General features: G+C 68.3%; 21 protein-coding genes. 9 read left to right on the top strand and 12 right to left on the bottom strand.

Features of this window, described 5'->3' with window-relative positions:
* Window positions 1-5 precede the first annotated feature (5 nt).
* Entirely contained in the window at window positions 6-1208 is a 1203-nt protein-coding gene (locus tag RCP37_RS10130) for an NAD(P)/FAD-dependent oxidoreductase (protein WP_308486712.1), read from the top strand.
* Here RCP37_RS10130 and RCP37_RS10125 read toward each other — a convergent pair.
* Together RCP37_RS10125 and RCP37_RS10120 are read right to left on the bottom strand one after the other, a co-directional pair.
* Entirely contained in the window at window positions 1205-2680 is a 1476-nt protein-coding gene (locus tag RCP37_RS10125; RefSeq protein WP_308486711.1) for an acetyl-CoA acetyltransferase, read from the bottom strand. The two genes, RCP37_RS10130 and RCP37_RS10125, sit on opposite strands and share 4 nt — an antisense overlap.
* A gap of 5 nt (window positions 2681-2685) precedes the next feature.
* A complete protein-coding gene (locus tag RCP37_RS10120; protein ID WP_308487024.1) occupies window positions 2686-5133 on the bottom strand; it encodes a CoA transferase in 2448 nt (815 codons plus the stop codon).
* Window positions 5134-5172: 39 nt separating this feature from the next.
* Between RCP37_RS10120 and RCP37_RS10115 the strand changes: the two genes are divergently transcribed.
* The 3 genes from RCP37_RS10115 to RCP37_RS10105 all read left to right on the top strand — a co-directional run bounded on the left by RCP37_RS10115 (window position 5173) and on the right by RCP37_RS10105 (window position 8841).
* Window positions 5173-7578, top strand: coding sequence for a phosphoketolase family protein (locus RCP37_RS10115; RefSeq protein WP_308486710.1), 2406 nt, complete (start codon window positions 5173-5175; stop codon window positions 7576-7578).
* 5 nt (window positions 7579-7583) lie between these two features.
* Window positions 7584-7994 (top strand): MmpS family transport accessory protein, encoded by a 411-nt coding sequence (locus tag RCP37_RS10110; protein WP_308486709.1) that lies wholly within the window; start codon window positions 7584-7586, stop codon window positions 7992-7994.
* A gap of 79 nt (window positions 7995-8073) precedes the next feature.
* Window positions 8074-8841 carry a CPBP family intramembrane glutamic endopeptidase gene (locus tag RCP37_RS10105; RefSeq protein WP_308486708.1) on the top strand — a complete coding sequence of 256 codons (768 nt, stop codon included), beginning with the start codon at window positions 8074-8076 and terminating at the stop codon, window positions 8839-8841.
* Window positions 8842-8863: 22 nt separating this feature from the next.
* Here RCP37_RS10105 and RCP37_RS10100 read toward each other — a convergent pair whose 3' ends face one another.
* From RCP37_RS10100 to modA, 6 genes are read right to left on the bottom strand one after another with little or no spacing between them, the layout of a single operon-like run.
* Window positions 8864-9892 (bottom strand): zinc-binding alcohol dehydrogenase family protein, encoded by a 1029-nt coding sequence (locus RCP37_RS10100; RefSeq protein WP_308486707.1) that lies wholly within the window; start codon window positions 9890-9892, stop codon window positions 8864-8866.
* 33 nt (window positions 9893-9925) lie between these two features.
* Window positions 9926-10219: a GlsB/YeaQ/YmgE family stress response membrane protein gene (locus RCP37_RS10095; protein WP_067969336.1), complete on the bottom strand. Its 294-nt coding sequence runs from the start codon at window positions 10217-10219 to the stop codon at window positions 9926-9928.
* Window positions 10220-10237: 18 nt separating this feature from the next.
* Complete coding sequence (locus RCP37_RS10090) at window positions 10238-11098, bottom strand: alanine and proline-rich secreted protein Apa (RefSeq protein ID WP_308486706.1); 861 nt, start codon at window positions 11096-11098, stop codon at window positions 10238-10240.
* 37 nt (window positions 11099-11135) lie between these two features.
* A complete protein-coding gene (locus RCP37_RS10085) occupies window positions 11136-12251 on the bottom strand; it encodes a sulfate/molybdate ABC transporter ATP-binding protein (RefSeq protein WP_308486705.1) in 1116 nt (371 codons plus the stop codon).
* Window positions 12248-13039, bottom strand: coding sequence for an ABC transporter permease (locus RCP37_RS10080; protein ID WP_308486704.1), 792 nt, complete (start codon window positions 13037-13039; stop codon window positions 12248-12250). The genes RCP37_RS10085 and RCP37_RS10080 overlap by 4 nt, the downstream gene beginning before the upstream one ends.
* A 6-nt stretch (window positions 13040-13045) precedes the next feature.
* Window positions 13046-13801, bottom strand: a complete 756-nt coding sequence (modA, locus tag RCP37_RS10075; RefSeq protein WP_308486703.1) for a molybdate ABC transporter substrate-binding protein — start codon at window positions 13799-13801, stop codon at window positions 13046-13048.
* Window positions 13802-14014: 213 nt separating this feature from the next.
* On the opposite strand from modA, the gene RCP37_RS10070 reads away from it, so the two are divergent.
* Window positions 14015-14686: an SDR family oxidoreductase gene (locus RCP37_RS10070; RefSeq protein ID WP_308486702.1), complete on the top strand. Its 672-nt coding sequence runs from the start codon at window positions 14015-14017 to the stop codon at window positions 14684-14686.
* A 108-nt stretch (window positions 14687-14794) separates the two neighbouring features.
* A complete protein-coding gene (locus RCP37_RS10065; protein WP_064887449.1) occupies window positions 14795-16180 on the top strand; it encodes a type II NADH:quinone oxidoreductase Ndh in 1386 nt (461 codons plus the stop codon).
* A 100-nt stretch (window positions 16181-16280) separates the two neighbouring features.
* Here the strand turns inward: RCP37_RS10065 and RCP37_RS10060 are convergent, their stop codons facing one another.
* The gene (locus RCP37_RS10060; RefSeq protein WP_308486701.1) at window positions 16281-16694 is read right to left on the bottom strand and encodes a PaaI family thioesterase; all 414 of its coding nucleotides are present in this window, start codon (window positions 16692-16694) and stop codon (window positions 16281-16283) included.
* Between the two features lie 150 nt (window positions 16695-16844).
* Between RCP37_RS10060 and RCP37_RS10055 the strand changes: the two genes are divergently transcribed.
* The 3 genes from RCP37_RS10055 to gndA are packed head-to-tail and all read left to right on the top strand — an operon-like array spanning window position 16845 to window position 19718.
* Complete coding sequence (locus RCP37_RS10055; protein WP_308486700.1) at window positions 16845-17261, top strand: BlaI/MecI/CopY family transcriptional regulator; 417 nt, start codon at window positions 16845-16847, stop codon at window positions 17259-17261.
* A 14-nt stretch (window positions 17262-17275) separates the two neighbouring features.
* Window positions 17276-18214 carry a M56 family metallopeptidase gene (locus tag RCP37_RS10050; RefSeq protein ID WP_308486699.1) on the top strand — a complete coding sequence of 313 codons (939 nt, stop codon included), beginning with the start codon at window positions 17276-17278 and terminating at the stop codon, window positions 18212-18214.
* Between the two features lie 55 nt (window positions 18215-18269).
* A complete protein-coding gene (gene gndA, locus RCP37_RS10045; RefSeq protein ID WP_308486698.1) occupies window positions 18270-19718 on the top strand; it encodes an NADP-dependent phosphogluconate dehydrogenase in 1449 nt (482 codons plus the stop codon).
* 4 nt (window positions 19719-19722) lie between these two features.
* Here the strand turns inward: gndA and RCP37_RS10040 are convergent, their stop codons facing one another.
* The 3 genes from RCP37_RS10040 to RCP37_RS10030 are packed head-to-tail and all read right to left on the bottom strand — an operon-like array spanning window position 19723 to window position 22798.
* The gene (locus tag RCP37_RS10040; protein WP_373693142.1) at window positions 19723-20607 is read right to left on the bottom strand and encodes an alpha/beta fold hydrolase; all 885 of its coding nucleotides are present in this window, start codon (window positions 20605-20607) and stop codon (window positions 19723-19725) included.
* Between the two features lie 13 nt (window positions 20608-20620).
* Window positions 20621-21727 carry a histidine phosphatase family protein gene (locus RCP37_RS10035; RefSeq protein ID WP_308486696.1) on the bottom strand — a complete coding sequence of 369 codons (1107 nt, stop codon included), beginning with the start codon at window positions 21725-21727 and terminating at the stop codon, window positions 20621-20623.
* A 12-nt stretch (window positions 21728-21739) separates the two neighbouring features.
* A complete protein-coding gene (locus tag RCP37_RS10030) occupies window positions 21740-22798 on the bottom strand; it encodes a phosphoglycerate mutase family protein (protein WP_308486695.1) in 1059 nt (352 codons plus the stop codon).
* Window positions 22799-23348: the final 550 nt, after the last annotated feature.

The raw sequence follows: 23348 nt of genomic DNA, 5'->3' as shown, positions 1-23348 counted from the left end.
AACACGTGTCGACATCGGCCACGTTCGTGATCGTCGGCGCCGGTCTGGCCGGGGCCAAGGCCGCCGAAGCACTCCGCGACAAGAACTTCGACGGAACGATCGTGCTTGTCGGGGAGGAACAACAGCTGCCTTACGAGCGGCCACCATTGTCCAAGGAATTCCTCGCGGGCAAGAAGACCCTCGACGACTTCACCGTGAAACCCCAATCCTGGTACCGCGACCACAAGATCGACCTACGGCTGGGTAACCGCGTCACCAGTGTGGATCCGTCCGCTCACAGCGTCACGCTGTCCGACGGCACCAGCCTTGGCTACGACAGACTGCTGTTGGCGACGGGTTCACGGTCGCGGCGGCTACCGATCCCGGGAGCCGACGCCCCGCGCGTGCACTATCTGCGGACTTTCGAGGATGCCTCGGCGCTGGATTCGGCGCTGGCGAGCGGTGATTCGCTGGCGGTGGTGGGTGCGGGCTGGATCGGTATGGAGGTGGCCGCAGCCGCACGCCAGCGCGGCGTCGACGTCACCGTGGTCGAAAGTGCCGCGCTGCCGCTGCTGGCCGGTCTCGGCGCGGAGAACGCCGCGGTCTTCGCCGACCTGCACCGCGAGCATGGCGTCGACCTGCGTACCGGGGCGACGGTCGCCGAGATCACCACCGCCGGCGGTGCCGCCGCCGGCCTGCGACTGGGCGACGGCTCGCAGATCCGCGCGGACGCAGTGCTCGTCGCGGTCGGCGCCCAGCCCAACATCGAATTGGCCCAGCAGGCCGGCCTTTCCACCAGTGACGGCGGCGTGGTCGTGGACGCCGGGCTGCGCAGCAGCGACCCCGACATCTATGCCGTCGGCGACATCGCGGCCGCGCAGCATCCGTTGTTCGGCACCCGGATCCGGACCGAGCACTGGGCCAACGCCCTCAAACAACCGGCGGTCGCTGTGTCCGGCATGCTCGGCGAAGCCGCCGAATACACCGAGCTGCCCTATTTTTTCACCGACCAATACGACCTCGGCATGGAGTATGTCGGCTACGCGCCGCACTACGCCCGCGTGGTGTTTCGCGGCGATCCCACCGGCCGCGAATACACCAGCTTCTGGCTCGATGACGACAACCGGGTGCTCGCCGGGATGAACGTCAACATCTGGGAGGGCCTCGACGACATCAAGGCGTTGATCAACGCCCAGGCACCCGTCAACCCGGACCGGCTGACCACCTAGCGCAGCGTCGCGGTGCCGTCTTCATGCACGTCGACCGAAGCACCGGCGATATCCTCGCGCACCGTCGACTCGGCGGCATCGGGGTCTCGCAGCACCGCCAGGGTCCGCGAACCGTCGGGCGTGCGGACCGCCAAGAACGCCTGCAGCGGGCGTCCGTCGCGATCGAACGGTGTGGTCCACGACTCCACCTCACCGATCCCCTGCCACTGCACCACCGACGGCCGAGTGGCCTGCGCGTCCACCTCGGGTTGCACGTCCTCCCAACGGAATCCCTCCGGTGGCGGCTGCGTTCCGTACACCCCGAAACTGTGCTTGGTCAGGTAGCCGCCGTTGGCGGTGATCAGGCCGCGCCGCCCGGGATTGGCCACCAGCAGTTCGGCCAGGGTGGCGATCGAATGCATGACGTAGTTGTTCCATGGGCCACCGGCGAAGGTGAGCCCGCCGGTCACCGTCAGCGGCCGGCCGGGGTCATCGACGGCAAGCCCGAGTTCGGCCGCCGCCACCTGCACCGCAGACGGGAAGCACGAGTACAGGTCGACGTGATCGATGTCGCCGACACCGGCCCCGGCCAGCTCCAATGCCCGGGCCCCCGCGATCCGGATCGCCGGCGATCGGTGCAGTTCGGCGCGGTTGGCAATGGCATAGGTGTCGTGGGCGTCGGTACCGGCCTGCGGGAAAATCCAGTTCTCGGTGGGGATCCGCAACTCGGTGGCGGTCTGAACCGAGGTGAGCACCAGCGCGGCCGCCTGATCGACCATGTTGTTGGAGTTCATCAACTTGGTGTAGGGCCAGCTGATCATCCGGTTCTTCGGACCCGGCTGCCAGATCTCCTCCGCGGCCACCGGGTTCCGGATCCACGCGTGCGGGTTGTCGACTGCGACCGCATTGAACCGAGACCACAGTTCACCGATGCGCCGGCGGTGGTCTTCGACCTTCTCCCCCGCGGCGATCCGCAACGCCTGTTCGAACAGTGGGTAGACGTAGGCGGGCCGGTCCAATCCGATGCGCTCTTCGGCCGGGCCGACCATCGGCACGTCTTCGCCCTCGCATTGGGCTATCGGGACCGAGTCGTCCTGCTGCGTCCAGGCCAGTTTGCCGCCGGCACGCCGCAGCCTGGTCCGGGTGCGCCACGTCTCGCCGCCGGCCACCAGCACGACGCCGGCTCGGCCGTCGCGGATGTCCAGGCAGGCCTGATTCACCAGGGACTGCGGCACGTTGCCGCCCACCGGGCTGTACCGGGTGGCGGGGCGCTGCGCCCCGATCCGCTGTCCGAGCAACGCGCCCGGATCGCGGTAACGCGCTGAGAGCAGGTTCACCACCCGAATCGAGTCGACCGCACGCAGCACCCGGTCGTGGGCGGCATGGCGTGCCGCGGCAACCATGAGATCGACGGGTTCTATCGCGTCGGTGTCGTCGCGGTGGTTGACCTGGCCGTAGCCGATCAGTACCGGTGTCCGGGGGTCGACAGGCATGGACGTCAGACTAATCCGCCGGGCTCATGCGGCGGTCGCAGCTTCGCCTCTCCTCCGTCGAGCCTCGCTGAACCGCCGGTGAACAGCACGCCGTCGGCGATCAACCGGTCGGTCTCGCCGTCGTCGAGTCCGAGCAGCGACCGGCAAATCTCCCGCGTGTCCTGACCGGGCAGCGGTGCGGGCCGCTGCGGCGCCACCGGGATATTGCGGAAGGGAGCGGGGCCGGTTTCGGCCGGCAGCGGGTGCTCGATCAGCGGGTGCGTCATGGGCGCGAACACCGCACGGTGGGCCAGCTGGGGGTCGTCGGCGACATCGGGTGGCCGGTTCATCGGCGCGGCGGCCACGCCGCTTCCCTGCAGCAGTTCGGCTACCCCAGTCGGGGTATGGACCGCGGTGTGGCGACCCAACGCCGCGGCCAGCTCCGCACGGTGAGCGGTGCGACCGGCGCCGGTGCGCAAACGTGGCTCGTCGGCCAATCCTTCATCGCCGAAAGCCGCAGCGACAGCATGCATATCGGCGTCGGTCCGGATCGAGATCACACACCATTCGTCATCGCCGGCGCACGGACAGACCAGATCCACCTCGGTGTCCGGCTGGACGGCCGAGCCGGCGGCGCGGGCCACATAGCTGGTGTCGAGCTGGTTGACGGCGGTCTCGGCCTGCGACACGTGAACGTGGCTGCCAGCGGCGGTGCTCCGGCGCCCGATCAGCGCGGCCAGCGCTCCGATGGCGGCGACCCGCGCAACGACATGATCGGGGAACACGGTGGTCGCGTCGTAGAACGGATGGCGCTCGGTGTCCCTGGCAGGGTCGGGAGACGTCCATAGTGCGGTGACCCCGGTGGTGGCACGCACCAGTGGGCCATAGCCCATCCGGTCACTCCACGGCCCGGACTCACCGAAGGCGCTGCTCTCGGCGAGGACGATCCGCGGGTTGATCGCGCGCAAGTCATCGTAGGAAAAGCCCAGGGCGGCAAGGGTTCCTGGCTTGAAGTTGGCGAACACCGCGTCCGCGGCGCCGACCAGGCCAGTGAAGATCTCCTTGCCTGCCGGGCTGCGCAGATCCAGGCCGAGCCCGGAATTGTTGCGGTGCGTCCAGGCGAACGACTCGCTCATCGCCGCCCCGGGGCGCGCCTGCCGCAGCCCGTCGGGGTAGGCCGCGCTCTCCACCTTGATGATCTCGGCACCCAGGTCACCGAAGAGCCGGCTGGCTTCCCCGCCGGCAACGATCACACCCAGGTCGACGATCCGCAGATCCTCGAACGGCCGGGCGCCGACCGCACCGCGCACCGTCGGCTCCGCCAACGGTTCGGCCAGCCAGCCGGCGTCCCCCTCGCCAACGGCAGGGGCGGGGGTCCGAAAACCCGCTCGCCGGTCGTCGACCACGTAGTAGCCGGTCGGGATCACCGCGGGCAGCCCCGGAGCCAGCTCGGTCCGGGTGACCGCCTGCGCGACCGCGAAGTGTTCCTCGGCCAGCACCTGCGCAGGATCGCCGACCGCGGCGATGGGGACACCACGAGATTGCCCGGCAGTGACCAGATCCGCCATGTCCTGGCTGGCGAACAGTGCACGGATCAGGGCACTGATCTGCGGCCAGACAGCGAACCGTTCGCCGATCACGCCGAACTTGGGGTCGGCGTATTCGGCCGGCTCCCCCAGCCAGCTCCACAGTGCGCGCCACTGCCGCGGGGACATGACGCAAAGCCGGACGTAGCCGTCGCGGCACGCGTAGATCGGATAGGCGTCCTGGTTGCGGGGCCGCCCGCGCCACCGGCTCGACGCACGCTGGGCCGCGGCGACCTGGCCGTGCGCGCCGAATATCGGATCGAGCACAGTGGCCACCGCGTCGAACCGGGAAAAGTCGATGTAATCCCCGGTTCCGCAGCGCAACCGGTTGAAATAGCCGACCAGCACCGCCCAGGCGGCCTGCACCGCCGCGGTCGCCGAGGCGATCCCGTCCGGCGGCAGTACCGGGGTCCCGGTGGTGGGGCCCGACCGGGACAGGGCGCCGGAGAGTGCGTAGAGCACCGCGTCGGTGGCCTGCCACTGTGCGCGCGGACCGCTGGTCCCGAAATCGGTGACCGACATGGTCACCAGGTGAGCGAATCGGTCGGCCAGACCAGCGCAGGAGGTCCCGAAGTCCGCGGCGCGCCCCGGCAAGCCGCTGTCCACCACGATGTCGGCGGTCCCGGCCAACTCCTCGAAGCGGCGGCGATCGCGCTCCTCGGCGGCATCCAACGTGATGGAGCGCTTGTTCGCGTTGTGCAGCGCGAACGCGATGCTCACACCGCCCAGCAGCGGTGCCGCGGCCCGCGCCGGACTGCCACCGGGGGGCTCCACCTTGAGCACGTCGGCTCCCAGGTCGGCCAGCAACCGGGTGACCGCGTCGGCGTCGCCGCAGGCCAGATCGAGCACACGAACCGATTTCAGCAGCACGCAGTCAGGGTAATGAATCGGTTGCCGCGTTCGGAGTTGGGCGCGACAATGGAAAAGGTGAGTGCAGCCAACGCGACTCCGTTACCGCCCACACTCTCCGACGATGAACTGGCCCGCCTCGATGCCTACTGGCGGGCCGCCAATTATCTCTCCGTAGGCCAGATCTACCTGCTGGACAATCCCCTGCTGGCCGAACCGCTGCGGGCTGAGCACGTCAAGCCCCGACTGCTCGGACACTGGGGCACCACCCCAGGGCTGAACCTGCTCTATCTGCATCTCAACCGGATCATCCGCGACCGCGACGCCAACGTCATCTTCGTCACCGGACCCGGCCACGGCGGCCCGGCACTGGTCGCCAACGCCTATCTCGAGGGCACCTATGGCGAGGTGTACACGGGCATCGGTGAGAACGTCGACGGGCTCCGGAAGTTGTTCCGACAGTTCTCTTTTCCCGGCGGCATCCCCAGCCACGTGGCAGCCGAGACGCCGGGTTCCATCCACGAAGGCGGCGAACTCGGCTACGCGCTGGTGCATGCCTTCGGTGCGGCCTTCGACAACCCCGAACTGGTGGTCGCCTGCGTGATCGGCGACGGCGAGGCCGAGACCGGACCGCTGGCAGCCAGCTGGCACTCGAACAAGTTTCTCAACCCCGCCGTGGACGGCGCTGTGCTGCCGATTCTGCACCTCAACGGCTACAAGATCGCCAATCCCACTGTGCTGGCTCGTATTCCGCAGTCGGAATTGGAATCTCTGCTGCGCGGTTACGGGTACCGGCCGATCACCGTCGCCGGCGACGATCCCGCTGTCGTACACCAACTGCTCGCCGCCGCCCTCGATGACGCGTTCGACGACATCGCGGCGATCTGGCGCGCCGCGCGCACCGAGGGCTCGTCGATGCGCCCGGTGTGGCCGATGATCGTGCTGCGCACACCGAAGGGCTGGACCGGGCCGAAGGTGGTCGACGGACACCAGGTGGAGGGAACCTGGCGGGCACATCAGGTACCGCTCGCGCAGACCCGCACGGACCCCGAGCACCGCCGCCAACTGGAGGAATGGCTTCGCAGCTACCGCCCGGCGGAGCTGTTCGACTCCTCCGGACGCCTACTGCCGGAGCTGTCGGCGCTGGCGCCGCATGGGGACCGCCGGATGAGCGCCAACCCGCATGCCAATGGAGGGCTGCTACTGCGCGATCTGGACCTGCCTGATTTTCGCGACTACGCGGTGCCGGTAACCCGGCCCGCGACCGAGATGCACGAGGCCACGCGGGTGCTCGGCACGTTCCTGCGCGACGTCATCGACCGCAACCGCGACCGGTTCCGGTTGATGGGGCCCGACGAGACCGCCTCCAACCGGCTCTCGGCGGTCTTCGACACGACCGACCGGGTCTGGCTGTCGGAGACCGTCCCCGGTGACGATCACCTGGCCCCGGACGGGCGAGTCCTGGAGGTGCTCTCGGAGCACCTGTGCCAGGGCTGGCTGGAGGGCTATCTGCTGACTGGTCGGCACGGGCTGTTCAACTGCTATGAGGCGTTCGTGCACATCGTTGACTCGATGTTCAACCAGCACGCCAAGTGGCTGGCCGTCAGCCGCGAACTCCCGTGGCGCCAACCAATCGCCTCGCTGAACTATCTGCTGACCTCCCACGTCTGGCGCCAGGACCACAACGGGGCGTCACACCAGGATCCCGGGTTCATCGACCTGGTGGCCAACAAGCGGCCCGAAGTAGTGCGGGTCTACCTGCCGCCGGACGCCAACACGCTGCTGTCGGTGGCCGATCACTGCCTGCGCAGCCGCAATTACGTCAACGTGATCGTCGCCGGCAAGCAGCCGGCGCTGGCCTACCTCGATATGCCGGCGGCGGTGGCGCACTGCACTCGTGGCTTGGGTATCTGGGAGTGGGCCGGCACCACCACCGGTGAGCCGGACGTGGTGCTCGCCTGCGCCGGGGATATTCCTACGCTCGAAACCCTGGCCGCCGCCGACATCCTGCGCGACGAATTGCCCGACCTCGCCGTGCGTGTGGTCAATGTCGTGGACATCATGCGCCTCCAACCGACGACCGAACACCCGCACGGGTTGCCGGACAACGAATTCGATGCGCTGTTCACCCGCGACAAGCCGGTGATCTTCGCCTATCACGGCTACCCCTGGTTGATCCACCGACTGACCTACTCGCGGGCAAATCACGACCAGATGCATGTCCGCGGCTACCGCGAACGCGGCACCACGACAACACCGTTCGACATGGTGATGCTCAACGATCTGGACCGTTTCCACTTGGTGATGGACGTGATCGACCGGGTGCCGAGCCTGGGCGGTCGCCACGCGGTACTGCGCCAGCAGATGGTCGATGCGCGGATGGCCGCGCGGCTCTACACCCGCGAGCACGGGGAGGACGATCCCCGGATCACCAACTGGACCTGGCGATCGGGCGCAGACCCGCACAGCGGGGAGATAAGGTGACGGCCATGACAGCTCACCCCGCACCGGTCCGGATGCCCCGCAAGGCGATGTCGTTGCTGCTCGGCGCCCTCGTCGCGTCGGCCACCCTCACCGGTGTCGGGACGGCCGGCGCGACGCCGGACCACACCAAGGTGCCGGTCCGCTACGACCTCACCGGTACCGGGGTCGCCAGCTACATCACCTACCAAGGCCAGAACGGTCAGGCGCACGCGACCAACGCCCCGCTGCCGTGGTCCATTCAGCTGACGGGCTCGATGGCGAACGCGGCCAGTCCGTCCTCGTACTCGCTGAGCGCGCAGAGCGCCGGTCCCGGCGCCCTGACCTGCACGGTCACCGTCAACGGCAAGGTGGTCAGCGAGAACACCGCCACCGGTAACCCGGCGCGCGTGCTGTGCGAGACCCACGGCCCTAAGTAGGGCGAATCGAGGCCGGGCGGTAGGGCGTCCCTAACGACGCACAGGCCCCGAAGCGCCGTCGCGCGTAGAATTCGATCCAATGTCTGGCCACGAGTTCGCGGTGCCCTGGGGGCGGCACCCATTGGTGTCGCAGCTGTCGGCGCTGAACCACTTCCGCGCCTTCGTCGACGTCGCCGTCGTCGTGGTGGTGTTGGCGCTCGCCAATCTGATCGCCCACTTCACCACTCCGTGGGCTGCGGTCGCCACCGTCCCGGCCACCGCAATCGGCTTGATCGCCCTGGTCCGCTATAACGGCCTGAGCTGGAGCGAGCTCGGCCTGGGCCGCGCGCATTGGAAATCGGGGTTCGGCTATGCGCTCGCCGCGGTCGTGGTCGTGGTGTCGGTGATCGCGATCGGCGTGACGCTGCCCGTGACCCGACCGATGTTCTTGAACAATCACTACGCCACGGTCTCCGGCGCGCTGGTGGCATCGATGGTCGTCATCCCGCTGCAGACCGTGATCCCCGAGGAGTTGGCGTTCCGCGGCGCGCTGCACGGGGCACTGCACCGGGCGTGGGGGTTTCGTGGGGTGGCCGCGGCCGGCTCCTTGCTGTTCGGACTGTGGCATGTCGCGACATCGCTTGGCCTGACCAGCAGCAACGTCGGTTTCACCCGTGTTCTCGGGGGCGGGTTCTTCGGCATGGTGGCCGGCGTGACGCTCGCGGTGCTGGCCACCGGGGCCGCGGGCTTCGTGTTCAGCTGGTTGCGGCGACGCAGCGGCAGCCTGATTGCGCCCATCGCACTGCACTGGTCACTCAACGGGGTCGGCGCGCTGGCCGCCGCGTTGGTGTGGCAAGTGTCCTCCTGAGCCGCCGCATCAACCTCGCGTTTTAGACCAACAGCACAGCCGCACCTGCGATCCGGCCCGCTCCCAGGTCCATCAACGCCCGGTCGGCGTCACCCAGCGAATACACCGGCGTCGTCACGTCGATGTGGTGCGCTGCCGCGAAATCGAGGAAGGCGTGGGCGTCCGCGCGGGTATTGGACGTGACCGACCGGATCTGACGCTCACGGAACAGGTGGCGCTGGTAGTTCAGCGGTGGGATGTCGCTGAGATGGATGCCGGCGATGGCCAGTGTGCCGCCGGCGTCCAGCGCCTGGCAGGCGGGCAGCACCAGCTCACCGACCGGGGCGAACAGGATCGCGGAGTCCAGCGGCACCGGTGGCGGATCCGCGGCGCCCTGGGCCGAGGCAACGCCCAGTTCCAGTGCCAGTTCGCGCGCTCGTTCACCGCGGGTCATCACATGTACCTCGGCGCCGCTGGCGAGGGCGACCTGCGCGGTGATGTGCGCACTGCCGCCGAATCCGTAGATCCCCAACCGCCCGCCCGCGGGCAGGTCCGCACGCTGCAAGGACCGGTAGCCGATGATGCCCGCGCATAGTAACGGCGCCAACTCGGTGTCGCTGTAGCCGCCGGGCAATCGCAGTGCGAAAGCTGCGGGGACAGTGGCAAATTCGGCATAGCCGCCGTCGTCATCCCAGCCGGTGTAGCGCGACCGCGGGCAGAGGTTCTCGTCGCCCCGACGGCAGTAGCGGCAGGTGCCGCAGGTGTGTCGTAACCAGGCGATACCGACCCGGTCCCCCACCGCGAACTCGTCACCGGCGTCGGCGCCGACCTCGACGACTTCACCGACCACCTCGTGGCCAGGGATCACCCCGGGCCGGTGCACCGGAAGGTCTCCTTCGGCGACATGCAGGTCGGTGCGGCACACGCCGCAGGCCCGCACGGCAAGCAGCAGTTCTGACGGCTGCGGTCGCGGCACCGCGGTATTGACCCGCTCGAGCGGTCGGTCGGCTATCGGGCCCGGCCTTTGGACGCGCCATCCCGACATCGACACCCCGGCCAACTGCGACGCCATAGACCTATGGTGCGCGTTCGACAGCCGGGACGGCTACCTGCGGCGAGCCAATCCCACGACCCACAGCAAGATGATGGCCCCGCCTAGCGAGACGAAGAAGGTGAACCACCTGCGGCCGTGCTCAACGTCCACACCAAGCCAGCCGAGCAGCATGCCGCCGATGAATCCGCCGATCACGCCGATCAAGACGTTGAGCAGGATCCCGGAGCCACCGCGCTTCATGATGCGGTTCGCCAGCCAGCCGGCGATGCCGCCGATCAGGACATAGGCCAGCCAGCTGACCGACGTCGGTGTCGACAGTGCAGCAGCGAGATAGCTTCCGGCCATGGGCGTGATCAGCAGTGATTACGCAGCAGGTGCCGGGGCCGGAGCAGGTGCAGGTGCAGGTGCAGGTGCGGGAGCGGGCGCCGGCGCGGGCGCCGGGATTCCGGGAATGCCCGGGACCGGAGCAGGCGCTGCTTCGGCGGGGGTCGCGCCCAGCGGCCGGATGGACTCCGTCAACGCGATGGCCGCGTTGGTGTCCACCGGGTTGTTGGCGGTGCCCAGCCACACCACGAACCACCGTTCGGTCTGCGGGCCGGTGCCCTCGGCCGGCGGGACACCGATCACGCCACTCCAGATCTGGCCGACCGGCTTGGCCGGGTCGGTGAACTTGACCTCGTAGTACGACGCACTACCGGTCAGGCCGCCCCCGGTGAGCGGAGCGTTCACCTGGTTGGCGCGGGTGCCGGGGTAGGGCATGAAGAACTCGCCCATGTCCGATCCGAGGCGGGTGGCGGCCTTGGCGTTGTCGGCCTCGGCGCTGGCGTAGAGCCGCTGGTCGAGCTTGCCGAGCACGATCCGGGTGTCGTTGGCCACCGGCGCCGGCTGCCCCGGCAGCATCGGCTCACCGGTCTTCTTGCTCAGCAGCGACGAGCCGTACTCGAGGTGGCTGGTGTCGGACTGCACCCAGCCTCCCGGCAGCACGAAGCTGAACCCGCCCGCGACGTCGTCGACACGGCCCACCTCGGGTGCGGCCGGCTCAGCGGCCGGAGCCGGGGCGTTCGGGTCGGCCGGCGGGGCATCCGCGCTGGCCGGCGGCGCGGGAGGAGGCGGCGGCACCGGGTCCGCATACACCGGCGCCGCAACGGCGAATGCCAACGCACCGGCTACCGCGGTCGCGGCCATCGCCCGAATTCCCCTGGAGGTCAGGTCCACCTGCTTCATGGCAGAAAAACCTACCGCGTTGCCATCGGTACGCAAGTTACGCCGTGCCGGGGTGTGTCGCGCGCAGCGTCACTTCCTGGGCTTTGACCCCGAACCAGACCGTCTCCCCCGGTGCCAGACGCAGCTCCGCTGCGGCGTCCGCGGTGATGTCCGCCGCCAGTCCCGGCGCTCCGTCCGGCTGGTCCACTCCGCGCACCTGGACCGTGCTGCCGCGCACATGGAGCTCGGCCACGATCACCTCAAGCAGATTGCGGGGACTGCCGTGGCGCGGCGGTTCCCGGTAGACCGCCACCGCCCGCGGTGTGCTGACCGCGACCGCCGGCCGGCCCGGTTCCACACCGTCGTCGGTGGTGCCGTGCCACTGTTCTCCCCACCCGGTGCGCAACACGCCGGTGGGGTCAAGCACCCCCGCGACCAGATTGACTCCGGCGATCTGCGCCCCGAAGCGACTCCGCGGTGCGGCCAATATGTCTGCGGCGCGGCCGATCTCGGCGATCCGACCGGATTCGAGGACCAAGACCCGATCAGCCAACGCAAACACGTCGAGCAGGTCGTGGGTGACCAGCACGGTGGTGCGGCCGGCCGCACCGAGCACGTCACGAAGCACGGTGCGCACCGCGGCCGCCGCTCCCACGTCGAGCCCGGCCAGCGGCTCGTCGAGCAACAGCACCTCCGGTTCGGCGGCCAGGGCACGGGCGATCGCGACCCGCTGCGCCTGCCCGCCGGAGAGACTGCGCGGCCGGCGCTCGGCCAGCCCTTCGGCGTCGACCGCGCTCAGCCACGGCGCCGCGAGGGCGCGGGTGCGCGCCCGGCGCAGGTCGAAGCGACGCCGGAGATGCGACCCGAATGCAACGTTGGCCGCCACGCTCAAGTGCGGAAACAGCAGCGGATCCTGCAGCAGCAGCCCCACCCGGCGCTCACAGGTGGCCACCCGCACTCCGGCCCGGGTGTCGGTCAGCACCCGATCACCTGCGCGGACCAGGCCCTCGTCGGGCTGCAGCAGCCCCGCGATCACGTGCAGCAATGTCGACTTCCCGGCGCCGTTGGGCCCCAGGACCGCCAGCACTTCGCCCGGCTCGACGTTCAGCTGCACGTCCAGGCCACGCTCGGCGACGACCGCCTGCAACGTGAGCCCGCCGGCTTGGGCGCTCACCCGATGCCGCCCAGTCGCCGAACACCCACGACGAGCACCACCGCTGCGGCAACAGCCACCAGCAACAACGACATCGCCGCCGCGGCGTCAGCATCCGACACGCGCTGCAGATAGATAGCCAGCGGCAACGTCCGGGTGACGCCTTCAAGGGAGCCGGCAAAAGTCAGCGTCGCCCCGAATTCCCCGAGGGAGCGCGCGAATGCCAGAACCGCTCCGGAGATCAGGCCTGGCGTCAACAGTGGCAGCGTGACCCGCCACCACACCGCGCTGGGCCGGGCACCCAGCGTGGCCGCCACCCTCTCGTAGTCGGCACCGGCGGTCCGCGCCGCGCCTTCCAGGGCGATCACCAGAAACGGCAACGACACGAAGGTCTGCGCCAGTACCACCGCGGTGGTGGTGAACGCGATATGGATGCCGGCGGCTTCCAGATAGCGGCCCAGCAATCCCAGCCGGCCGAACGCGTACAGCAGCGCAATTCCACCCACCACCGGCGGCAATACCAGCGGCAACAACACCAACGGCCGCAGCAGGCGCACCACTCGTGCCTGGCTGCGCGCCAGGACCAACGCCATCGGCACACCCAGCACCACACACAGCGCGGTGCTGGCAGCCGCGGTGCGCAGGCTCAGTTGCAGCGCTGTGGTGGCGGACGCGCTGCTGATCAATGACCAGAAATGCGGCCAGTCGACTTTCGTGGCGATCCCCACCAGCGGCAGGACCACGAACGCCGCGCCGATCGCGGCGGGCACATAGACCCAGCCCGGCAGGTCATCAGGCCGGCCGACCACGGCCGGTCAGGGCTTACCGAAACCGGCGGCGTGCAGCACCTTGCGCCCCGCTTCGCCGGTGACCAGATCGACGAACGCGCGGGCCGGCCCGGGCGAAGGCGCTTCCCGCAGTAGCGCGATCGGGTAGGTGTTGACCGCTCCGGCAGCCTCGGGGAACTCGATGGTGGCCACCTTGTCGCCGGCGTGTTGCGCATCGGTGCGGTACACCACACCGGCGTCGGCCTGGCCGGTGGTGACCTTGTTGAGGACGTCGGTGACGTCGGGCTCCTCGCTGACCGGGGTGACGGTAACGCCGGTGGCGTCTTCGACCTTGTGGGTCGCCGCGCCGCACGGGACCGGCGCTTGGCACACCACCACGGCGAGCCCGGGTAGCGCCAGATCGGCGAAGGACCGCACGCCGTGCGGATTGCCGGGTGCGGTCACGATCACCAGCGTGTTGGTGGCAAACGGCACCGCCGCGGCGTCCAGCAGGCCGGCCTGCGCGACTTTGTCCATCTGGGTGGTGTTGGCCGAGGCGAAGACGTCGGCGCGCGCCCCCTGTGTCAGTTGGGTGGCCAGGTCCGAGGATCCGGCGAAGTTGAAGGCCACCGCCACACCGGGATTGTCGGTTTTGAACTGCTCGGCGATCTCGGTGAACGCCGGCTGCAGCGACGCCGCCGCGAACACCGTGATCGTCGGGGACGCCGGCTCGGAGCTACAGCCGGCCACTCCCGCCGCCAGCATGACCGCCACCGCCCCGCAGACCACCTGGGTACGCCCCATGGCTGGGAGCCTAGCGGCGATCGCAAGCGGCGCGAAGCGGCGCGCGGCGGGTCGGCGCCGTCAACACCGCGGCGATCGCAAGCGGCGCGCGGCGGGTCGGGGCCGGGCGCACCCCGGACTGTGGCCGGATTGTGTCTGGGCCGAGTTCCGCCCCATCCCCGCAAACCGGCTACCGTCCAGTAACATAGCCCGGAACACGAGGAGGATCTACCGATGGATGTGCTGGTCACCGGTGGTGACACCGAATTGGGTCGCACCATTGCCGAGGGTTTCAGCGAGGCTGGCCACAAGGTGACGCTCGCCGGTTTGCGGGGCCCCGAGCTTGAGGTTGCCGCCAAAGAACTCGACGCCAATGCGGTCGTCTGCGACAACACCGACGCGGAAAGCATGCTGGCTGCCCGGGGACTGTTTCCGCACCACCTCGACACCATCGTCAACGTCCCGGCACCGCGCTGGCAGGGTGGCGACCCGCGCGGCTATTCGCTGGCCGACCAGGCCAACGCCTGGCGCAGCGCGCTCGACGCCACCGTGCTCTCGGCCGTGCTGACCGTCGGGACCATCGGCGACCACCTGCGCTCGGGCGGATCGATCATCTCGGTACTGCCGGAGAACCCCCGCGACGGCAGTGCCGACGCGGCGGTCAAGGCCGCATTGTCGAACTGGACCGCCGGCCAGGCCACCACGTTCGGCACCCGCGGGATCACCGTCAATGTGGTGGCCGCCGGCGAAGGCGCCCGACCGGGCTACGACGGCCTGACCCGTGTGCCGCCCACCGGAGCCGCTGAAATCGCCCGCCTCGCGGTGTTTTTGACCTCGCCGGCTGCCCGGCACATCACCGGCGAGACGCTGCACGTCGGCCACGGAGCGCTGGCCTGCTTCGGCTGACTGTGACGGGAGTGGCTAATCCCACAACCACTGGATGCAGTGACCACCTTTTAGGTCGACTAGCGTATTGGGGGAACGCAGTCACCGTCGAGGAGCAACCGGATTCCCATGAGCGCCCAGCCTGAAGTCACTGCGCAGCAGAGCCGACGCCACCAGGTCGTCATCATCGGCTCGGGATTCGGTGGGCTGACCGCGGCGAAGAAGCTCAAGCGTGCCGACGTCGACGTCAAGTTGATCGCCCGCACCACCCACCACCTGTTCCAGCCCCTGCTGTACCAGGTTGCGACGGGCATCCTGTCCGAGGGTGAGATCGCGCCGTCCACCCGCGTCGTACTGCGCAAGCAGCGCAACGCCCAGGTGCTGCTCGGCGACGTCACCCGCATCGACCTGGCCGGCAAGTTCGTCACCTCCGAAGTGCTCGGCCACACCTACGACACCCCGTTCGACAGCCTGATCATCGCGGCCGGCGCCGGGCAGTCCTACTTCGGCAACGACCAGTTCGCCGAGTTCGCGCCGGGCATGAAGACCATCGACGACGCGCTGGAGCTGCGGGGCCGCATCCTGAGCGCCTTCGAGCAGGCCGAGCGGTCCCGCGACGAAGCCCGGCGGGAGAAGCTGCTGACCTTCACCGTCGTCGGTGCGGGCCCCACCGGCGTCGAAATGGCCGGGCAGATCGCCGAGTTGGCCAACTACACACTCAAGGGCGCGTTCCGCAACATCGACTCGACCAAGGCGCGGGTGATTCTGCTCGACGCCGCTCCGGCCGTGCTGCCGCCGATGGGCGAGAAGCTGGGCCGTCGGGCCGCCGAGCGGCTGCAGAAGATGGGCGTGGAGATCCAGCTCGGTGCCATGGTCACCGACGTCGACCGCAACGGCCTGACCGTCAAGGACGCCGACGGCAAGACCCGGCGGATCGAATCCCAGTGCAAGGTGTGGTCCGCCGGTGTGTCGGCCAGCCCGCTGGGCCGGGATCTCGCTGAGCAGTCCGACGTCGAACTCGACCGCGCCGGGCGGGTCAAAGTGTTGCCGGACCTGTCCGTGCCGGGCCACCCGAATGTCTTCGTCGTCGGCGACATGGCGGCCATCGACGGTGTCCCCGGTATGGCGCAGGGCGCCATCCAGGGCGCCAAGCACGCCGCCAGCACCATCAAGGCCGAGCTGGGCGGCGCCGACCCGGCCGACCGGGAGCCCTTCCAGTACCTGGACAAGGGCTCGATGGCCACCGTGTCCCGGTTCTCCGCGGTCACCAAGATCGGGCCGCTGGAGTTCAGCGGTTTCCTGGCCTGGCTGGCCTGGCTGGGACTGCACCTGATCTACCTGGTCGGGTTCAAGAACAAGATCAGCACCCTGCTGTCGTGGAACGTGACCTTCCTGAGCACCCGGCGCGGCCAGCTCACCATCACCGAGCAGCAGGCGTTCGCCAGAACACGCCTGGAGCAGCTCGAAGTGCTGGCGGCCGAGGCGCAACGCGGCGCGGAGCGCGCGGTCAGCTAGCGGCGGTTGCAAGCGCGGCGGAGCCGGGCGCAGCAGACCACCGCCATCGGCACAGCGGCGGCTGCAAGCGCGGCGGAGCCGGCTTGGCCTCGCCGAGAATCTAATCCGCCAGGTTCTGCAACCGGACCTGGCCGCGGGCGAGCATGCGCTTGTCGGCATCGGTGATCGTCACCAACCACAGCTGCTGGCGCCGGCCGCGATGAATCGGGGTGGATGCGGCGTAGACGGTTCCCGACGAGACCGCTCGCAGGAAGTCGGTGTTGTTGTTGACCCCGACCACGGTGCCGACCGCGTCGCCACCGTCGCGGTTGAGCCAGCTATGTGCCGAGACGCTGGCCACGCTCTCGATGATCGAGCAGTACACGCCGCCGTGCACGATGCCCGCCGGCTGGCAGAGCTTGGCCTGCAGCTCCAATTGCGCGTGCGCACCGTCCGGGCCGATGTCGGTGTAGACCAGGCCGATCTCGGAGTCGAAGGGCGCGGAGAAGTCGGACGGAAATCCGGTGGCTGCCATGTGATGGTTGTACACGATCCCCGCTGGGGCCCTCCTGGGCGATCCGTTCGGTGTCACACCGGGGTCGCAGCAGACCCTCAGCTTCTGATACGACGCCCGGTAGTAATTAAGGGTAGGCTTGCTCCGTTGCCCGGGGAGTTGATAACAAACATGGCGAAGCAGACCCATTTAGGGGACTTGGAACGAGCGGTGATGGACCACCTGTGGTCATCGCCGGAGTCTCAGACGGTGCGCGAGGTCCACGAGGCGCTGTCGGCGCAGCGCGACCTGGCCTACACGACTGTGATGACGGTCCTGCAGCGACTGGCCAAGAAGAACCTGGTGTCGCAGATTCGCGATGACCGTGCACACCGCTACACACCGGTCCGGGGCCGCGACGAATTGGTTGCCGGGCTGATGGTGGAGGCACTCGATCAGGCCGCTGACTCCGGAGACCGCCGGGCTGCGCTGGTGCATTTCGTCGAACGCGTCGGCGTCGACGAGGCCGACGCGTTGCGCCGTGCGCTGGACGAACTAGAGGCCAAACATCGCATCCGCCTCCCAGGTAGCGACCGACCTGCGTCCTGAGGGAGACTTACAGCGTGTCCGCGCTGGCCTTTTCCATCGTCGCGCTGTTGCTCGTAGGGCCGGTACCCGCCCTGCTGGCGCGCGCTGACTGGCCGCTCCGCGCTCCGCGGGCCGCGTTGGTGCTCTGGCAGGCCATCGCGATTGCCGCGGTGCTGTCCGCGTTCAGCGCGGGCCTGGCCACCGCGAGCCGCCTGCTGATGCCCGGCCCGGACGGCCGGCCCACCACGACGATCCTCGGCTCCCTGGATCGCTTAGGTTGGCCGCTGTGGACCTTCTACGTCGCGGTCTTCGTGTTGACCCTGATGGTCGGGATGCGCCTCACGTGGACGGTGTTGCGGGTCGCGATCCGCACCCGGCAACGCCGGGCCCACCACCGCATGCTCGTCGACCTGGTCAGTGTCACCGACCGCCCACCCGCCATACGCACCAGTGGACTGCGCATTCTGCAGGTGATGCAGCCACTCGCCTACTGCCTGCCCGGGGTGCGCAGTCGGGTGGTGGTCAGTTCCGGCACGCTGGACGCGCTCGGTGACACCGAGTTGGCCGCGCTGCTCTGCCATGAGCGGGCCCATCTGCGTGCACGGCACGACTTGGTACTCGAGGCGTTCTCGGCCGTGCACACCGCGTTCCCCTGGTTCGTGCGAAGCGCCAGCGCCCTGGACGCGGTGCGACTGTTGATCGAGCTGCTTGCCGACGACGCGGCCGTTCGGGTGGCCGGCGCTCCTCCCCTGGCCCGCGCCCTGGTGACCTGTGCCTCAGCCAAAGTCCCCGCCGGTGCGCTGGCGGCCGGCGGCACCAACACGGTGCTGCGCGTGCAACGGTTGTCGGGGCAGGGCAACAGTCCAGCGCTGGCCGCTGCCGCCTATTCGGCCGCAGCCGGGGTGCTGACGGTGCCCACGGTGGCACTGGCGGTACCGTGGCTCACTGAACTGCACCGACTGATCGCGGGGTAACCCGCGCCGTCCGGCGTGCCGGGCATCGAATCACCTACCACCGAGAGGCGAATACATGAGCGCGTCGGAAGTTGTTGGCACCGCCCAGATCGGCGTGACCGGACTGGCAGTTATGGGATCCAACATCGCGCGCAACTTCGCCAGCCATGGCTACACCGTGGCACTGCACAACCGGTCGGTCGCCAAGACCGACGCGCTGCTCGACGCCTACGGTTCCGAAGGCAGCTTTGTGCGCAGCGAGACGATTCCGGAATTCCTTGCCGCCCTGGAGAAGCCGCGCCGTGTGCTGATCATGGTCAAGGCCGGCGACCCCACCGACGCCGTCATCAACGAACTCGCCGACGCGATGGAGCCCGGCGACATCATCATCGACGGCGGCAATGCGCTCTACACCGACACCATCCGCCGGGAGAAGGCGATGGCCGCCCGCGGCCTGCACTTCGTCGGGGCCGGGATCTCCGGCGGCGAGGAAGGTGCACTGAACGGTCCCTCGATCATGCCGGGCGGCCCCAAAGAGTCCTACGAGTCGCTGGGCCCGCTGCTCGAGGAGATCTCCGCTCACGTCGACGGAGTGCCGTGCTGCACCCACATCGGTCCCGACGGCGCAGGGCACTTCGTGAAGATGGTGCACAACGGCATCGAGTACTCCGACATGCAGCTGATCGGTGAGGCCTACCAGCTGCTGCGTGACGGGCTGGGCCTGGCCGCACCGCAGATCGCCGAGGTGTTCACCGAGTGGAACTCCGGGGATCTGGACAGCTACCTGGTCGAGATCACCGCCGAGGTTCTGCGGCAGGTCGACGCCAAGACCGGCCAGCCGCTGGTCGACATCATCGTCGACGAGGCCGAGCAGAAGGGCACCGGACGCTGGACCGTGAAGTCCGCTCTGGACCTGGGAGTACCGGTCACCGGCATCGCCGAGGCGGTGTTCGCCCGGGCGCTGTCGGGCTCGGTCCCGCAGCGTCGCGCCGCGGTGGGGCTGGCCGCCGGAAGCCTCGGCGAACGTCCCGCGGATGCGGCCCGGTTCACCGAGGACGTCCGCCAGGCGCTGTATGCCTCCAAGATCGTCGCGTATGCGCAAGGCTTCAACCAGATTCAGGCCGGTAGCGCCGAGTACGGCTGGAATGTCACCCCGGGGGACCTGGCGACCATCTGGCGGGGCGGCTGCATCATTCGCGCGAAGTTCCTCAACCGCATCAAAGAGGCCTTCGACACCGACGCCGACCTGGTGAGCCTGCTCGCCGCGCCGTATTTCCGCAGCGCGGTCGAGGCCGCCATCGACTCCTGGCGTCGAGTCGTGACCACGGCGATCAGCCTGGGGATCCCGGCCCCCGGTTTCTCCTCAGCCCTGGCCTACTACGACGGCCTGCGGACCGAGCGACTGCCGGCCGCCCTGACCCAGGCCCAGCGCGACTACTTCGGCGCGCACAGCTACGGCCGGACGGACTCGGACGGCAAGTTCCACACACTGTGGAGCGCCGACCGCAGCGAAGTGCCGGTCTAGAGACCTAAACCAGCAGGCTCAGCACGCCGTCGGTGAACGCCTGCGGGTCCTCGATCTGCGGATAGTGGCCCAGCCCGGGCAGCTCGACGACGTCGGCGGCCGGGCGCAGCTGCCGCAGGCCGTCGAGCACATTGGTGGTGGCGACCGGATCGCCCAGGCCCCACACGAAGCCCAGCGGCTTGGGCCAGTCGCGCACTGCGCCGTGCCAGCGTTGCGCATACCGCACCCGTTCGTCGAGGTAGGCCGAGAGCAGGTGCGCGATCCGGTTTCCGCCGTTGTGCGTCAGCAGGGCCCACTGCGCGGCGGCCTCATCAGCGGTCAGCGGATGATCCGGGCTGAATAGCCGGCCGAAGCCGCGAACGAAGCTGCGCCGGTTGGTCAGTCGGGCGGCGAGACCACCGAACGGGCCGCGCAGTACCTTCTGGATCGGCCGCAGGCTGGCCCGCTCCAAGATCACGCTGCCGTTGGTCAGCACCGCACGTCGCAGCTCGAAGCTCAGGGTGCCCTCGAGATCGCGGGCTAACAGTTCGGTGGCGACCGAGGTGCCCATGTCGTGGGCGGCCAACACCACCGGACCCGATGCGCTCGATGCCACCACCTGCTCCACCAGGTCGGCCTGCTCGAACAGGCTGTAGCGGTGCGGGTTCGGCTTCTCCGACAAGCCGAACCCGAGGAAATCCATCGTCAGCCAGGCCCGACCGGCAAGCCGGTCCACGACCGACCGGAAATCATAGGAACACGATGGAAAGCCGTGTAGCAGTAGAACAGTCGGCCCATCCCCCGCACCTGATCGCACAAACAACCGGCCCGCGTCGGTAGACACCCACCGGCCACCGTCTTGCCACTCGCTCACACTGCTTCGCCACGGTTCATTCGTCATCGCGGTCATTGTGCGCTGCGCCTCAGATCAACGCCAGCAGATCGGCAAGTGCCGAGCCGCTCGCGTCGGCCGCCCCGAGGTTCGCCAACGCATCGGTGATGTCGTGCAGCACCACCTCGGGGAATCCCAGGAACGTCGTGCTGATGTCGTGCAGTCCGGTCTGCAGGGCGTCACCGATGGTGGTCGCGTCGCCGCCGAGCAAGGCCTGGTAGAGGTTCCACGCGGCAACTTGCGGTGTGATGATCAGGTCGCGCACGTCCATGATCAGTTTCGTCAGCAGACCCGGGTCTTCTGGGACAGCGATCCCGTTCCAGCTGACCAGCGTCCAGCCGTCGGTGGGGTTGCCCTCGATCTGCACAATGCCGGTGTTGGGCAGCATCGGGGATCCGTCGTCGTTGGCGAACATGGTCTGCAGCGTCAGTGGCAACAGCAGTGAGATGTCCGGGTTCTTGACGTTGAGCGCTACCCAGGCGGCGATGTCGGCTTCGTTGTTAAACGCCACCGCGGTGATGTCGCCGTTGTCGCTGACGACCGGGTTGGCCATCGCTGCGCTGTACATCGCGTTGACGGCGCCGGTGAAGTTCTGGTCCATCACCACGCCATTAGGGTCCTCGATCGAACCGGGGATGGGCGCCAACACCAATCCGAACAAGGTCCAGAGCATCGGCGTGAACTGGTACAGGAAGCCGGCCAGGCTGGCGATCGGCTGGCCCGCATAGATGCCGCTGTCAATCTCGTTGAGTCCGGACAGGATCTGCGTCGTCATGTGCTCCAAGGCGGCGAACGGCGCGGCCGTGTCCATGTCTCTGATCGCTTGTCCGGAGAAGATCCCCGCGACGTGGTCACCGAGTTGGTCGTGGAGCTTGTCAGCCACGGCCTGCGCCTGTTGCACGCCCAGATCGCTGAGCGGCGGACCCGGGTGGTCCGGCGAGGGGGTGATCATGTCGTTGTACGGCGGCATTCGCTGGCCGTGCCGCACGATATCGATGACGATATCTTGGGTCTCACCGCTGGTGAGCGTGATGCCGGAGACCGCGCCACCGGGTTGCGCCGGCGGGACGACGGCTATGACACCTGCTCCGACGAGGGCGACACCGGCGGCAATCGGAGAGATCGAATGTGTCTGCATGGCGGCTAACTCCTAACCGAGATTTCCGAAGGCGTCGATGATGTCGGTGAACACCGATCCTGGGAACTGGAGTAGCGCCGAGCCGACGTCGTCCAAGCCGGTCTGCACCGCGTTCATGATCGCCGTGGGATCACCGCCCAGGATGGCCTCCCAGGTGTGCCAGAGCGCAGCTTGCGCCGGCAGCATCACGTCCCGCACGTCGACGAACAGCGCGCTCAGCAGATCCGGATCCGCCGCGATGGCGTGCCCGTCCCAGCTGACCAGCGTCCAGCCGTCGGTGGGGTTGCCCTGGACTTCGACGATGGCGGTGTTGGGCAAGAAAATGGTCGTCTGGCCGTTCGGGACACTGTTTGCCTCTTTGATGAGGTCCAGGAAGAACGGTATGTCGGGGTTGTCGACGTTCTGCATGACCCACGTGAAGATCGACGCTGTGCTGGTGAATGCGACATCGGTGACCTGGCCGTTGTCGCTGACGACGTCGCTGTTGGCCAGTGCGTGGTCATACATTGTTTGAACACCGTCGTCGAATCTTTCACCCATGACGATCCCGTTCGCGTCGTGCGAGCCCGGGGCTGACAGCAGTGCGAACCCCAGTGGCGCTCCCAACGACCAGCCGCCCACGGTCAGAAAGGCCGTGCGGCCGCCGAGGCTTTCGATGGGATCGAGCGCATAGATTCCGCTGTCAACCTCGTCGAGTTGGGTCAACAGCTGTGGGGTCATGCCCTCCAGGCCGGCGAACGGATCGGCGGTTTCCGTCACCCGAAGCCCCAGCCCGCTGAAGATGCCGGCGACCTGGCCGAGCTCGTTGAAGAGCTGGTTCCCGACGTCGGACGCCTGTTGCTGTCCGACGTCGCTGAGCGGAGCCCCGGGATGATCCGGGGAGGGGGTGAGCATGTTTTCGTACGGCGAGATCATTTCTGCGTGCCGCACGAAGTCGATAACGATGTCTTGCGCGGTGAGCTGAATGTCGAATGCGGCCGCGGGTGGCGACGACGCCGCGACCGGGACGACGGCGATGCCGCCGGCCAGCGCGGCGCTGGCGGTGAGGGACAGAACGTGGTTTGCCTGCATGGCGCCTACCTCTTTTGAGTGTTATCGGATTCAGCAATGATTCAGTTAGTTCTCAGTTTCGGAAGCGCTATTCAGCCGCGCGCGAGCTAACTGAAATAGGGCCCAGATCATCGCGCAGTCGACAGCGTGTTCTTCAATCGCCGTGCCTGCGCCGTGCACGATCACGTTCGATGCTGCGCAAGAGCGCTTCGCATCTCGCTCTGCGCCCCCAATGGGGGGTACGCCGCATCGGCGTCGGAAATCGTCGATCGGATCGGAAGGCCGAGATCGCCGATCTGCTCGTCAGCAGATAGCTTCGTCAAATTGCTTGTGCTGCAATCCAAGACAGAGCACAAACCTGAGCCTTCGCGGCCGATTACGAGTCGGATTGGGCGGGTTACGATCCCCGGTTGCGCCACTGCCGGTGCAGTTTGCGCTGCAGATATCCCTCGACGGTGCATTCCCGCCGTTCCAGCGTCGCCTCGATCGCCTGTCGGCGGACGCCACGACCGACCTCCGGGGGGACGCAAGAAGCTGCAACCGGGGCCGCGGTGGCGGCGCCTCGCTCGTG

It is taken from the genome of Mycolicibacter sp. MU0102 (assembly GCF_963378105.1).
Classification (GTDB): Bacteria; Actinomycetota; Actinomycetes; order Mycobacteriales; family Mycobacteriaceae; genus Mycobacterium; species Mycobacterium holstebronense.
The sequence above is the reverse complement of the archived record's forward strand: the minus strand, read 5'-3'. Positions and strand labels throughout refer to the sequence as shown.